General features: G+C 48.0%; 14 protein-coding genes. 8 read left to right on the top strand and 6 right to left on the bottom strand.

Going from position 1 to position 13,281, the window contains the following annotated elements; genetic code table 11:
- Window positions 1–106: 106 nt before the first annotated feature.
- On the bottom strand, window positions 107–769 hold the full coding sequence (locus GON05_RS05905; RefSeq protein ID WP_157318275.1) for a PDDEXK family nuclease: 663 nt from the start codon (window positions 767–769) through the stop codon (window positions 107–109).
- A 236-nt stretch (window positions 770–1,005) separates the two neighbouring features.
- On the opposite strand from GON05_RS05905, the gene cysK reads away from it, so the two are divergent.
- The gene (gene cysK / locus GON05_RS05900; RefSeq protein WP_157318274.1) at window positions 1,006–1,938 is read left to right on the top strand and encodes a cysteine synthase A; all 933 of its coding nucleotides are present in this window, start codon (window positions 1,006–1,008) and stop codon (window positions 1,936–1,938) included.
- A gap of 59 nt (window positions 1,939–1,997) precedes the next feature.
- On the opposite strand, the gene GON05_RS05895 is transcribed toward cysK, so the two are convergent.
- On the bottom strand, window positions 1,998–3,851 hold the full coding sequence (locus GON05_RS05895) for a putative bifunctional diguanylate cyclase/phosphodiesterase (protein ID WP_157318273.1): 1,854 nt from the start codon (window positions 3,849–3,851) through the stop codon (window positions 1,998–2,000).
- A gap of 302 nt (window positions 3,852–4,153) precedes the next feature.
- On the opposite strand from GON05_RS05895, the gene GON05_RS05890 reads away from it, so the two are divergent.
- The gene (locus GON05_RS05890; RefSeq protein WP_157318272.1) at window positions 4,154–4,663 is read left to right on the top strand and encodes a HugZ family pyridoxamine 5'-phosphate oxidase; all 510 of its coding nucleotides are present in this window, start codon (window positions 4,154–4,156) and stop codon (window positions 4,661–4,663) included.
- Window positions 4,664–4,691: 28 nt separating this feature from the next.
- Complete coding sequence (locus GON05_RS05885) at window positions 4,692–5,153, top strand: DinB family protein (RefSeq protein WP_157318271.1); 462 nt, start codon at window positions 4,692–4,694, stop codon at window positions 5,151–5,153.
- A gap of 57 nt (window positions 5,154–5,210) precedes the next feature.
- Here GON05_RS05885 and GON05_RS05880 read toward each other — a convergent pair whose 3' ends face one another.
- From GON05_RS05880 to GON05_RS05870, 3 genes are all read right to left on the bottom strand, one after another.
- Entirely contained in the window at window positions 5,211–5,732 is a 522-nt protein-coding gene (locus GON05_RS05880; RefSeq protein ID WP_157318270.1) for a hypothetical protein, read from the bottom strand.
- Entirely contained in the window at window positions 5,729–6,199 is a 471-nt protein-coding gene (locus GON05_RS05875; RefSeq protein WP_157318269.1) for a hypothetical protein, read from the bottom strand. The genes GON05_RS05880 and GON05_RS05875 overlap by 4 nt, the downstream gene beginning before the upstream one ends.
- Before the next feature lie 117 nt (window positions 6,200–6,316).
- Complete coding sequence (locus GON05_RS05870; protein WP_157318268.1) at window positions 6,317–7,096, bottom strand: lipase family protein; 780 nt, start codon at window positions 7,094–7,096, stop codon at window positions 6,317–6,319.
- Between the two features lie 136 nt (window positions 7,097–7,232).
- Between GON05_RS05870 and GON05_RS05865 the strand changes: the two genes are divergently transcribed.
- The 4 genes from GON05_RS05865 (at window position 7,233) to GON05_RS05850 (ending at window position 11,425) form a co-directional block, all read left to right on the top strand.
- Window positions 7,233–8,948, top strand: coding sequence for an ABC transporter ATP-binding protein (locus GON05_RS05865; protein ID WP_181646502.1), 1,716 nt, complete (start codon window positions 7,233–7,235; stop codon window positions 8,946–8,948).
- A 47-nt stretch (window positions 8,949–8,995) separates the two neighbouring features.
- Window positions 8,996–9,196: a hypothetical protein gene (locus GON05_RS05860; protein ID WP_157318267.1), complete on the top strand. Its 201-nt coding sequence runs from the start codon at window positions 8,996–8,998 to the stop codon at window positions 9,194–9,196.
- 199 nt (window positions 9,197–9,395) lie between these two features.
- Window positions 9,396–10,472 carry an ABC transporter permease subunit gene (locus tag GON05_RS05855; protein ID WP_157318266.1) on the top strand — a complete coding sequence of 359 codons (1,077 nt, stop codon included), beginning with the start codon at window positions 9,396–9,398 and terminating at the stop codon, window positions 10,470–10,472.
- Window positions 10,469–11,425 carry a hypothetical protein gene (locus tag GON05_RS05850; RefSeq protein WP_157318265.1) on the top strand — a complete coding sequence of 319 codons (957 nt, stop codon included), beginning with the start codon at window positions 10,469–10,471 and terminating at the stop codon, window positions 11,423–11,425. The genes GON05_RS05855 and GON05_RS05850 overlap by 4 nt, the downstream gene beginning before the upstream one ends.
- Window positions 11,426–11,578: 153 nt before the next feature.
- Here the strand turns inward: GON05_RS05850 and GON05_RS05845 are convergent, their stop codons facing one another.
- The gene (locus tag GON05_RS05845) at window positions 11,579–12,154 is read right to left on the bottom strand and encodes a hypothetical protein (protein ID WP_157318264.1); all 576 of its coding nucleotides are present in this window, start codon (window positions 12,152–12,154) and stop codon (window positions 11,579–11,581) included.
- 198 nt (window positions 12,155–12,352) lie between these two features.
- On the opposite strand from GON05_RS05845, the gene GON05_RS05840 reads away from it, so the two are divergent.
- Window positions 12,353–13,246, top strand: coding sequence for a class I SAM-dependent methyltransferase (locus GON05_RS05840; protein WP_220138871.1), 894 nt, complete (start codon window positions 12,353–12,355; stop codon window positions 13,244–13,246).
- The last annotated feature ends 35 nt before the right edge of the window (window positions 13,247–13,281 follow it).

Here is a 13,281-nt window from a genome sequence, read left to right as displayed (position 1 = left end):
CTGGATTTCATCCAATGAAATCGCTCATTCGACCTCTGTAGCAGCCCCTGCATTGGATTTCATCCAATGCACCTCTCTCCAAAGAGGGTTACGAAGCATCCGGACATCACAGATGCTCCCAAGATCCCTCCTTCAGCTCGTAGGAACGGACGCTATTCCCCGTAGTAATGGGTGACAAGCATCCCTTCTCGACCAAGCCACGCAGCCACTTGCGCGCAGTGCGGAAATCAACGTCGAATTGCTGGATGACGTCCTGTGGGCGTATCGCCCGGCCGAGCATCCAAGCCAGCCGCAACACTTCTTTCTCCATGACAGGTACTGGAGCAGCGGCGTCGTTTCGGAGCATGCAAGGTCCGACTACCATTTGTAGAAGCATCCGACAGATCTCGGGGCGACTCTGGATATCGTCGAAGGAGAAGTGCATCATTTTCCAGCCCAAAGCAGTCAGGAAAGTTTCCCGATTCAGCGCATAGCTGAACTTCTCGCGGTCCATCTCTTTGACATGGGTCTGAAAGCCGTCACATTCAATACCGAACTTCCCAAAAGGTGTCATGTACGCGAAATCGAGAAACTGAGATTTACGGTTCCAATCGTAGATTTCATACTCTGGGTGCAAGTTGTCGAAATTTCCGAACAACGGCATCCACACCATCTGCAGAAAAAGCTTCTCCGCATACGCATGTCCCCTCACTAACCGCCCCTTTCGTTCGCCGCTCCGTAAAGCTGTGTGATTCGTAATAAATGAAGCATGTAACCTTTCAAAATCCAATATTCTCAACCTCCTCAGTGCTGATAAAATAAAAAAACGCCCTAGTGCCGCGAGGCATAAGGACGTTCTTCGTCTGGATAAGTATACCAAATCCTCATATATAAGAAAATACCGCACTCCCTTATCAACATTACTGATTTCATTTTTCGCCATTTCCAAGCTATACTTTTCTTATCTTTTATTATCCGAGTAAGTTCATGGGTTTAATAAATATATAGAAGGCGAGGTCATACGAGATGGCGACCATATACAATAATTTGACAGAGCTAATCGGCAACACGCCGCTGCTAGAGCTCTGGAATTACAATAAACGGCAGGCTCTTGAAGCCAAGATCATGGCGAAGTTGGAGTATTTTAATCCGGCCGGAAGTGTCAAAGATCGTATCGGTTTCGCCATGATCAAAGAAGCCGAGAAATCCGGCCAAATCAAACCGGATACCGTTATTATAGAGCCAACCAGCGGGAATACAGGGATAGGCCTTGCGTTCGCAGCAGCGGCATTAGGATACCGCTTAATCATTACAATTCCAGAATCGTTCAGTATGGAACGCACGAAATTACTGAAAGCGCTAGGTGCGGAAGTGGTGCTTACGCCTGCTTCAGAAGGAATGATGGGAGCGATGAAGAGAGCAGAGGAGCTCGCAGCGAAGCTGCCGAATGCTTTCATTCCGCAGCAATTCAGCAATCCAGCTAATCCTGAGGTACACAGAAAGACGACGGCAGAGGAAATTTGGCGGGATACAGACGGGAATGTCGATATTTTTATTGCAGGCGTAGGTTCGGGTGGGACGATTACGGGTGTGGGAGATGTTTTGAAGAAAAGGAACCCATCCGTGCAAGTCATCGCCGTAGAACCGGCCAATTCACCGGTTCTGCTGGGCGGCCAGCGTGGCGCGCACCAAATTCAAGGCATCGGCGCCGGTTTCGTGCCGGATAATTACGACGCCTCCCTCGTCGATGAAGTCTTCAGCGTATCCGACGAGGATGCTTTCGCGACGGCTCGCGCTCTGGCGAAGACCGAGGGTCTGCTGGTCGGCATCTCATCCGGTGCAGCTGCTTATGCGGCGACGGAAATCGCCAAAAGGCCAGAGAATAAAGGGAAGACGATCGTGGTCATCCTCCCGGATACCGGGGAGCGGTATTTATCTACGGCACTTTTTGACGAATAAGGGAGATGTTACTTCACATAAAAAAATACCGCCCCCGACTTGGGAGCGGTTTTCTGTCGTTAAACTTGAACGAGTGCATGAAAAGCTTGATGCTCAGGCAGCGGTTTGCTGAAATAGTACCCCTGTACAAAATCACAGCCGACCGCTTGCAGAATGAGCAGCTGCTCCTGCTTCTCTACACCCTCGGCAACGACCTCTTTATCAATTCGCTGAACGAGGGAGATAATCGACTCCATAATCACCCGATCTACGGTTGAATCGTCAATATGATCAATGAAGGATTTATCAATTTTGATAATATCAGCAGGCAATTGCTTAATATAACTAAGGGAAGAGAAACCCTTGCCGAAGTCGTCGAGCGCAATGCGCACCCCTTTATCCCTCAGGAGGTTGAGGTGGTTGGTCGATGTTTCGAGCGATTGAATAAGCAAAGTCTCTGTAAGTTCAAGCACAAGGTGGCGGGGGTCCAGTCCAGTCTCCTCCAATATGGCCAGAACCTGATCCGCAAAGTCATACTGCATCAATTGAAGCGCAGAGATATTGACGGATATGGTAAAAGACATCTGCGAGGCAATCTGCCACTTCCTAGCTGTATGGCAAGCTGTTTGCAGCACCCAATAACCGATCGGCACAATGAGCCCGGTCTCTTCGGCCAGCTGAATCCATTCACTAGGGGGAATGTACACCCCATCGGGCTGTTGCCAACGCAGTAAAGCCTCATATCCTTTGACCTCTCCACTGGGCACATGAATTTGCTTCTGAAAATGCAGCGTAAACTGATTCTGTGCCAATGCGCCCTGCAGCGCATCTTCCAGCTTCCGCTTATAAAGCTGATCTAATCGCATCGTTTCATCAAAAATACGGAACTGGTGCTTCCCGCCGGCTTTGGCCTTACGCATAGCGACATCGGCAGACTTGAGCAGCTGCTCGGCCGTTTGCCCATGATCCGGATACAGGGCGACCCCCATACTTACTTTGAGCGGGAAGGAAACGCCGGCAACTTGAAAAGGGGATTGGCAGGCTTTCCAGATGGCATGAACTGTATTTATGAAATCCGTATCTTTGTCGCCTACATCCATAATGAGGTTAAACTCATCTCCCCCTGATCTCGAAACATGCATGCCGGGAGTGAACATATGTACCATTTTACGGGCAAAAAAACGCAAGTATTGATCGCCTGTGGCATACCCCACAGAATCATTAATCATTTGGAAGTTATCGATATTCACCCAAATCACACAAACTCGGCCATTAACAGCACTTGCTTGCTGGATCGCCTGTTCCAAAAATTCATAAGCGGAGAACCGGTTTGGAAGTAGCGTTAATCGATCCGTGGAAGCCATATGCTTGATCTGCTCGGCTTTATCCAGCGTATCTTTCTGAAGCGTGAAAAAGCGTTCCATAAGCTTTCTGTTATTGCTGGAAACCAGGAGCAAGCTGATGATAATGAGCAGTGACCACGTAAGAATGCCTGCAAGGATTTGAGACGACAGCACGAAGTTCTTGGCTTCTACAAAAAAGAAGAAGTAGGCGTCCGCTGCCAACACAAGTGAAATGGCGACAAACATCACTTTTCTGCGCATAAAAACAGCGGCTATAACAACGATGTAAATACTGCTAAAAGTATTCGTTACGGCAGGCACAAACATCATGAGTAGCATTGTGTTGAGAAACTGTCCCCCAATAGGGATATAACCAATCCAACCGGAATCCTTGCGATAGGAATAGAAGATGACATAGGTTGAAAGGGTCAAGACATTGGCGGCAGCCATGCACAAATAATGGGGAGCAGTTAACCCAAGCCTTATGTAAGCAAAAGTGATGACAAGGATGATAATCGTGAAATTTAGCAGCAATAATCGCAAGGCTATCGTATTTCTTTGACAGCGATTCTCGCTTATTAAAAGTTCCATTTGTATAAAGGCCCCTATCAAAATTTGTCTTCTGTAGGTTTATGTCGAATAAGTAATCTTCCTGTTGAAAATTGTAAATTAAAACAAGATATTTGTAAACCTTTGCCAGAAATCTGGGCGAATTACGTCGATAAATAATAAATTGACCAAAAGTTCATTTCGCTATTGATAATGGTTTTCATTATCAATATAATGATAATGAAAACCATTATCATCTATTAAGTGGGGAACATGAAGTGAAACTGCCTCAATGAAAGTAAGCTTTATCGTACATAACTTAAAGAAATGCGGAGGAACTCCTTATGAAACAATTGGACAAAGAAAGTATGAAACTTCAGTATTTAAAATTTACCGACAGCCTGAAATCCCTGATGTTGAGCACAGTCGATGAGCAGGGCAAGCCTTTTATTTCGTATGCCCCTTTTGTTAAAAAAGAGGGCAAGTTGTACATCTATCTCAGCCGGATTGCCAACCATTACCGCTATATGGAGTCCAATCCCTCCGTGGATGTCATGCTGATTGAAGATGAAACTTCCACTGAGAATTTGTTCGCCAGACAACGGGCGCGCTTTGTATGCCAAGCCACAAACATCGGCAATGAGGGGCATGAAGACATTTTTGAACTCTTCGGTGAAGCATTCGGCAAGCCGACGATCAATATGCTGAAGACGCTGGACTTCTCACTGTTTGAACTGACAACTCTGCAGGGCCGGTATGTGGCAGGTTTTGGTCAAGCCTATGATATCGACTTAACGGCGGAGCAATTTGATCATGTAGCAAGAGATGGCCATCAGCAACCAAAGTCCTCATAATTTATTCGAAAAAGGGAGTGTAATCACTATGAGTTTTGCAACCGTATTACCGATTTGGAATGCGATTCAAGACCGTTTCCACGCCTCAATGAGAAAGTTGCCGGAGGCCGACCTGACCCTTGAATTGGGTTCTGCTTCGATTGGCTATATGCTTCGACATAATGCGGAAGTGGAATATATGTTCGCCAACTGGTTTTTTGGTCGAAGCTTTCCAGAGGGGCTTAAGCTGCAAACGAGCGGAGGCCCTTCCGCCAGCAAAGCCGTCTTTACGAACAAGGAGGAACTGATCGACCTCCTGGCCGCGTCCAACGCTTACTTAATTGAAGCTATGCGTGAATTACCGGAGGAAAAATGGCATATCCCCGTTGAGACGGCCATTGGGACATCGACGCCTTTGGAAGCGGTGGGGCGCTTGATGTATCACACAGGTATCCATGCCGGTCAGATTTCATTGATTCAGAAACATTTTGCTGTGAAGGAAAACGTATAAAAATGAAGAAAGATCCCCATCCAGCTCGATGTTGAGTGGAAGGGGACCTTTTGTTTTTTACGCATTTTTATTTTCGTTTACGCTGCTTTTATTCACGAGCAGTGTCTGAAACAGCAGGTAATGAATCGACTGCAGAAACAAGTAAATAGGGAAGGAGAACATGAGCCGGTATCCATTTTTGTAATGAAAGACGCCAACCAACAAGCTCAGCCATTCGATGCCTACACTCAGGAGTGACCAGATTACTATGTAAGGAATAATGTAAAAACCTTTTAGACCCAGCCATTTGTATAGATAAATGAAGAGGTAGCCGAACGGAGCGTACATGGCATAGGAAAAGATATCGAACCAGTGGTAATTGGAATCATCTCCGACATCGTAGAGATCAAAGGGAGGCAGTCCAATTGTATGATCAAAAATAAGACCAAATACAATCCCAATCAGTAAAGTGAACAGGGTTTGTACAGGGGTGAATTTTTTTGGCAATATCACAACGGTTAGCAGCCCGAGAACGATCATAGCGATAACAAACCACTCATTCGCATTAAAGTGGTTGTCGTAATAAACTTCATCATTCATGCTTTTCGCTCCTTCCGCGTGAAGTGCAGCAGCCATCGACCTAGACCATACGTCACAACCAACATGATCAGCAGCGTTATACTGTCATAATAGGCGTTCCATGTCAGAGGGATTATGGCACCTGTCCACTTGAGGATGAAGCAGCACATAAGGAGGAAGAGGAAGGCATAGAGAGAAATAAGCACTTTTGTAAGAAATCTAGAAGTTGTGAGATACACATTGGCAAAAGTAAGCAGCGTAAAACAATAGATAAAATCTCGATATAGGACAACCGAAAGGAATTCAGGAATTTGTTTGCTAAAGTGGTACAAGTTTAGACTTACACTGAATAATGTCATGCGATTAATGTCAATGATGGACAAAAGCATATAGAGCAGCACATTCGTAATGAGCGGCAGTTTTTTGGGCAGTGTAACTAACACATGCAGGCAGTACCAAGTTAAAACAAGGAAATAAACCAGGACCAAGGCTGAGCACCCCTTTTGTATGAAAATAAGCATCAACCTCTATCCTTGCCGTTATTGTGCTGTTTAAACCTTGCGGGTACGTCACGGGTTCACGGGTCTCGAATTATGGATCAAGGATCACGGACAAAATCCCGGAGTTCGATTTTGCAATTGTTCCGCATAGCGGGGATCCAGCTTTGCCAATTCGGCAAAGTAGCCGCTAATTGCGTGGTTCGCGGATACGGAGCCGGCTTGGTAGGTGAGCTCGACGCCTTTTTTGACATGCAGATAGTGGTAGACTTGGTCGGTTCGGGGAGATCGATAGATGAAAGGCGGAAGCTCCGGGACGACGTCATTGGTATTATATATGCGATAACGAGGCCCGGTTCTGCGGTTGAAAAGGCTGGAAAATGCCGGATTTCCAACGCGCGGTGAACCATAGGTATAGACAGAGGGCTCCTTAAATCTCGTGTTAGCCGTAAGATCGAGGGCGCACAAATTGGCGAGACATCCTCCAAGACTGTGTCCAGTGAGGTAAAGGGTTTTGCGCGGGGAGAGTTTGGACATGACGGCTATAATCTGCTTGCGTGCGCTATTGTAGATGTCGAGAAAGCCTTTGTGGATAAGGCCTCCGTCTTTGGCGTAGGGGTATGCCGTCTGTCTGGCTATCGCATCGGAAATCCAGTCTGATGTCGAGCTCGTGCCTCTAAAAACAATCACAATTTGCGTATCAGACTCTGCAATAAAACCGAATAATTCTTTATTGCTAAAAACCGAGGTGGCCGTAAAGGAAGCAACCATCCGATAATTGCGTGGTAAAATGACGCTTTCCGGACCATTCGCAAACAGCCCGTAGCTCTGACTGCACATAGCGGCAAGGAAGATCGCGGTTCGTGTGTCCAAAGTGTTGATAAGCATTGTCCGTTCCTCCACACACAGAATGCTGTTCAACTATATATATGAGAATTGTGGACAGCTGTCGTCCGGTAACCGCCTATTTTTTTCCTCATTCATTTTCTTTGATGTATAATAATCGATGGAGGTGTGAACTAACGTGTTGAAACGTTTCTTTTCGTACTATAGGCCGTATAAGCACTTATTTATTTTGGATTTTACCTGCGCGGTTGTAGCTGGGCTTCTGGAGCTTGGTTTTCCGCTAGCCGTTAATCAAGTGGTCGATAAATTGCTGCCTGCCGGGAATTGGGCTTGGATTCTTTGGGCTTGTGCAGGGCTGCTTGCCGTCTACGGGCTGAATACCGTGTTGAATTTTGTCGTTACGTACTGGGGGCATAAGCTGGGGATTAATATTGAGACGGATATGCGGAAAAAAATGTTTGACCATCTGCAGAAGCTTTCCTTCCGGTTCTATGACAATAACAAAACAGGCCAATTAATGTCGCGTATGGCGAATGATTTGCTGGAGATTGGCGAAGTAGCGCATCATGGTCCTGAGGATCTGTTTATTGCGGTAATGACGCTAATCGGCGCGCTGTTACTGATGTTGAGCATTAATGTGAAGTTGGCACTGCTAACTTTTGTGATTGTGCCTGTGCTGCTCTGGATCGCCGTGTATTTTAATCAAAAAATGACCAAAACGTTCCGCCGGATGATGGGCGATCTCGCCGACATTAATGCCAGAGTCGAAGATAACATTGGCGGTATTCGTGTAGTTCAGGCTTTTGCGAATGAGTCGCACGAGAAAAAACTGTTTGAGGATAACAATGGGCGGTTTCGGATCACAAAGCTGCTTTCATATAAAATCATGGCATGGAATGTCTCCTTAAGCTATATTCTCATGCGTTTGGTGACGGTGTTCGTGTTGATTTGCGGAACTTGGTTCGTGATTGATAAGCAAATTTCTTATGGGGAATTTATTGCCTTCGTTCTTTTGACCAATGTGTTTCTGGGTCCGATTCAGAAAATTAATAACGTCATTGAGAGTTATCCCAAAGGTATTGCCGGGTTTAAGCGGTATTGCGAAGTGATGGATACCGAGGCCGAAGTGTCGGATCGTCCTGACGCCGTGAAAGTCGACCATCTGGTCGGCCAAATATCATTTGATTCAGTCTCCTTCGGATACGGGCAGGAAGACCGGGTTTTGAATGATATCTCCTTAACCATTCGGGCAGGAGAAACCGTTGCGTTCGTAGGCCCTTCCGGTGCAGGCAAAACAACGATCTGCAGCTTGCTGCCGAGATTCTACGATGTAAACGAAGGCAGCATTTCCATAGACGGCATGGATATACGAAGTATCCAGCTGGAATCGCTGCGCCGGCAAATTGGCATCGTGCAGCAGGATGTGTTCTTGTTCTCCGGCACGCTGCGGGAGAACATTGCTTACGGCAAGCTGGGCGCGACGGATGCCGAGATCTGGGAAGCTGCACGGCGTGCGCAGCTGGAAGGATACATCCAGTCCCAGCCGAAGGGACTGGACACGGTCGTTGGCGAGCGCGGCGTCAAGCTCTCGGGCGGACAGAAGCAGCGCCTCGCGATCGCGCGGATGTTCTTGAAGAATCCGCCGATTCTCATCCTCGATGAGGCGACGTCAGCGCTCGACACCGAGACCGAGGCGGCGATTCAGCAGTCGCTCGCTGAGCTGTCGCAGGGCCGGACCACGCTTGTGATCGCCCACCGTCTGGCGACGATCAAGAATGCCGACCGTATCGTCGTTGTGACGGAGCAAGGCATCACGGAGCAAGGCGGTCACGAGGAGCTTATCGCAGTGGGCGGCGTTTACAGCCGTCTGCATCAAGCGCAGTTTAGCTCGTGAAAAAAACCTGGCAGCGATCTTTGTGATCGCGTGCCAGGTTTTTTGTTTTGGCGCCACCTAGTGCAGCAGGGAAGGACCGGAGCGGTACAGCACCGATTGCAGCACCGATACAACACCGATACAACACCGATACAACACTGGTACATGCACCAAGCGTAAGGGAACACCGGTCCTTTATTTTGCCAGGAATCGATATGTACGTAACTGGAGGGGAACTACCGTCCTCTATTTTACAGATATCTGCCTAAATTCCGGCTTTCTCGAGGAAATAGAATCCCGTAGTTCCCTCCAGCAGCTGAATTGAGCTGATTTAGCAAGAATAGGGCCCTGTAGTTCCCTTCGCCTAAGGAAGAATGCCATATAAATGGATAGTACTCCCAAATGAATCATGGTAAACTATGAAATAGTTATCTACCAACGGTGAATAATAGAATGAGGTGACCAGTTTTGAAGTCAACGATTCGGTGGCTGCTGCTCGGGGTGTTTACACTGGTATGCATCTTCTTTCTGAGCAACATCCGAAATGCCTTCTTATCTACCCAGCCAGATCAAATTCGGGTCACGCTCGGACCGGATACAAGCATTCAGAAAATTAGCGATCAACTGCCGGGAAGCCGCGTCCTCAATGACAAAACGGGCTTGTTGTCCGTTCCCTATGGCGAGTCATGGGAATACGTCAGCAAGGCGTTGACGGTCAAGGGCATTTACCGCGCGTCAGCGGTTCCATTGGAGCGTCCCATTATCTCATGGCGGTATTACGGCTATTCTGTGAAAGACCAAATTCAAGGATTTTTCCATGGCGATTTCGGTAAATTCCGCAGCCCGTACAACCGCAATGAACTCTCTGTCATCGGAGAGCTTCCCCATATGCTGCTTCGCACTTGTACATATTTCATCCCAGGCTTGCTGCTGGCAATTGTGCTTAGCATGCTCATGGCGATGTCGGCGTCATTGTGGCGCCGCTTAGGTCTTGTACTAGATGGCGCGCAGGCTCTGCTTGTGGGCTTACCCGATTTCTTCTTAATTGTTCTTATTCAATTAGGCGCAATCTATGCGACGAAGTTTCTAGGCCATTATGTGCTGCTGATCGTGCAAGTTGGTGATAAAACGCCGTTCCTCATCCCATTTCTCACCATCGCGCTAATCCCATCGGTTACGATTTACGGTACAATGCGGGTCGCGATTGCGAGGGAGCTGGGTCAGGATTATGTCGTTACCGCACAAGCCAAAGGATTGACCCGCGGTGAGGTGCTGATCTCTCATGTATTGCGCAACGTCATGCTCGACTTGCTCTCGATTCTGCCGAAGGCGACGACGCTAGCACTGGCGAGTATGGCGGTTGCGGAGGCGATCTGCGGCATTTTCGGCCTGGGCGGCTTCATTACCTCGCCTGCCATGCAAAGCGTCACATCGATGTCCGTCATTTGCATGATGCTCGTGCTGCTCGCGATGGCTTTTCACGTGCTGTATGCCTTGCTGCGTAAAAAGTTTGTCGTTCGCACAGGGGAGGTCGCCTCACAATGATCAAACGTTCATCTATCGCATTCTATCTCTCTATTGCTCTTATTGTGCTTATTCTTCTTGTTGCGATATTTGGTACATGGTTGAAGCCGCACGGCATCGCGCCGGAGGACAAAATCAACATGATTCAGTATCAACAAGATGGGAAAACACGCTACAACATTCCGCCGTTTTCACCGAACAGCACGTTCTTGTTGGGGACGGATCACCGGGGCTTTGACATGTTGAGCCTGCTGCTTAACGGTTTGAAGTATACGCTGGGGACGACTTTAGTTCTAACGCTGCTTCGTTTTGTTATCGCGCTGCCTTGGGGATTGTGGAGCGGGACCACCGGCCGAGGGTGGGGTGTTCTAAAAGCCATGCAGTGGGTAGTGGCTTCCGTGCCTGCGTTTGTATTTTTATTCCCGCCATTAGCCGGGATGTATTTCGGGCTGAGGCTCGATCAGTGGGCGAAAGCGGACGCGCACTACAAGATGCTTTTCTCCGCCACCTTTGTCATTCTCGTCACATTCATCGGCGTATTTCCCCTAGCGCATCAGATCGCTGAACGGACGCGTTATTTTAATGATAAATTATTTATTGAAGCTTCGCGTTTAATGGGAGGCTCTGTTTTTCATCGCACGGTCCGGCATTTAATCCCCTGTATGAGGAATGAAATGACGTTCATGTTCCTTAGCGAATTCATGCAAGTGCTCTTCCTGCTGGGGCAATTGGCCGTCTTTAATATCGTACTTGGCGGTACGGAAACAATTGGCGACAGCGACGCCGGCTACTCCATTACCATTACGACATCGGGCGAATGGTTGTCCCTTATCGCGTACGGCTCCAGATATATTAGGCTGCATCCTTGGATTATTTTGAGCGTAGGAACCAGCTTTGCCTTGTTATTCCTCTCGCTCCAGTTCTTCTTGAGTCAATTGAAGCGCCGTTACGGGAACGAACGACAGTTCATGTAAAAAAAAGGTCGGGTTCCATCTAAGGATGGAGGCCCGGCCTTTTCAGTAGATAAGAAAGTATAAGTTTTATACTTTAGCTTCGCATCTACCTTGACAAACGCGCTCGTCCTAGCAGGACGACGAAGTCGGTTGTCCTTGTATGCAGATGATCTTTTACTGCAAGTTGCTGAGTCGAAAATCGAGCCTGGCGGCAACGCCGGCAGGGTTTTCCGCGGTGCGCTGCCCGCCAAGGTTAAAGGCGATGATGACGACATCATTGCGTCCGCGCCTTACAAATCGGCGAATGTCGAAAGTGCGCCCCGGATTGTAGAAGGAAGGCGTATTCTGCGGTCCGTCAAAGAGGAGCGGCACGCCGTTGATGATGACAACGGCATAATTGTCGACAGATAGGAAGAGAGAAGCGCCGAGAATGGCTCTACGTTCAGAAAGCGTGAAACGTGTCGAAATGATCGCATTCTCACTGTTCAAGTTGCCGGAATACCAAACGTAGTTGGCATTAGTAACAGGCACCCACGCAGGGTCGCGAGGAATGATTTGCGCATTAAACCACGAGTTGTCGGTGCCGATCGAAACCGTGCGTTGGCTTAGAAAGCGACCCGAACCGGGTTTATGATACTTTCTAAGCTGTGTGCGGTACAGCAGCATGGCTTTGCTTCTTGGCAGGCCTGCGCTCTTGGGGAGCCGAATAATTTTGCTCGGTTTTCCAGCCATTCGTTGTTTGGGAATCATTTCTCCATCTCCTATCAACATATGAATATACTTGCTTTGTATTCTATGTTTACTAGAGGGATTTGCGAGGGTGTGTGGCTAGTGTTGCCTTTTTCATGCAGCCTAAATTCCCTTTATAGTATGAAAAGTACAATTAATGTGTTTTAATGACACATAATATATGTTAAAATAATAAAAATGCAAAGGAGGAATCTCCCCATGGACGATAAAAATGATAAGACCAAAAGACTTTCCGTCTACTTGCCTGAAAAGGTGAAGACCGATCTGGAGCGCATGGCTGAGGAAACTGGCTTGTCGATGACACAGCTTATTGTGATGGCGACGCATGGTCTTCTCGCGAATTATGCTTCGCACGGCGGAGCTATTTTCGCCGACTTATTGGCAGCTAAACAGCGGATCGTTCACGAGGTGAAGGATAGGCAGCGGCTTTTAAATGAAGAGAAAGAAGGCATGCAGGATTACTACGGCGCGCGAGCAGCTGAATATGAACGGATTTATGCCCGCGAAGATGCGGACTATCAGCAAGAGCTTGCGATGCTGGCGGATATCGTGAAGAAGCAGGTCGCTGGGAGCCGTGTCCTGGAGGTGGCTTGCGGTACGGGATATTGGACGCAGTTCATGGCGGAGACAGCCAAACACATCGTTGGGGTGGACGTTCGACCGGAGGTGCTGCAAATTGCTGCAGCTAAATCTTGGCCGCTGCATAATACCTCTTTCGTCGAAGGGGACGCTTACCGGCTTTCGGAAGTACAAGGGGATTTTGACTATGGACTCGCCAACTTCTGGTTTTCGCATATCCCGAAAAATCGACTGGATTCGTTCCTGCAAGGATTTCACGAGCGGCTTGGTCGGGGAGCCCGCGTGTTCATTGCGGATAATGTGTATGTCCCGGGAAGAGGCGGCGAGCTGATTACGAGTGAACATAGCGAAGATACGTACAAAAGAAGGGAGCTGGCCGATGGCTCCAAGCATGAAATTATTAAAAACTACTATTCGTACGAAGAGTTGAATGAAATCTTTAAGCCGCTGTCGGAGCACCTGCGAATATTTGTCGGCAGCTCCTTCTGGTATGTTAGCTACATCGTGGCTTAGGAATCATCGACCATAGTAAAGAAGGAAGCGCTTGG

The sequence above is a fragment of the Paenibacillus anseongensis genome (assembly GCF_009757995.1).
Lineage (GTDB): Bacteria > Bacillota > Bacilli > Paenibacillales > NBRC-103111 > Paenibacillus_E > Paenibacillus_E chondroitinus.
Note: the sequence above shows the minus strand (reverse complement) of the source record. Positions and strands in the feature narration are given on the sequence as shown.

Excerpts from the sequence above, each read along its gene's own strand:
- GON05_RS05845 (WP_157318264.1), bottom strand. The coding sequence starts at position 12,154 with ATGATTCCCAAACAACGAATGGCTGGAAAACCGAGCAAAATTATTCGG.
- GON05_RS05885 (WP_157318271.1), top strand. The coding sequence starts at position 4,692 with ATGAGTTTTGCAACCGTATTACCGATTTGGAATGCGATTCAAGACCGT.
- cysK (WP_157318274.1), top strand. The coding sequence starts at position 1,006 with ATGGCGACCATATACAATAATTTGACAGAGCTAATCGGCAACACGCCG.
- GON05_RS05850 (WP_157318265.1), top strand. The coding sequence starts at position 10,469 with ATGATCAAACGTTCATCTATCGCATTCTATCTCTCTATTGCTCTTATT.
- GON05_RS05880 (WP_157318270.1), bottom strand. The coding sequence starts at position 5,732 with ATGAATGATGAAGTTTATTACGACAACCACTTTAATGCGAATGAGTGG.
- GON05_RS05840 (WP_220138871.1), top strand. The coding sequence starts at position 12,353 with ATGGACGATAAAAATGATAAGACCAAAAGACTTTCCGTCTACTTGCCT.
- GON05_RS05890 (WP_157318272.1), top strand. The coding sequence starts at position 4,154 with ATGAAACAATTGGACAAAGAAAGTATGAAACTTCAGTATTTAAAATTT.
- GON05_RS05870 (WP_157318268.1), bottom strand. The coding sequence starts at position 7,096 with ATGCTTATCAACACTTTGGACACACGAACCGCGATCTTCCTTGCCGCT.
- GON05_RS05895 (WP_157318273.1), bottom strand. The coding sequence starts at position 3,851 with ATGGAACTTTTAATAAGCGAGAATCGCTGTCAAAGAAATACGATAGCC.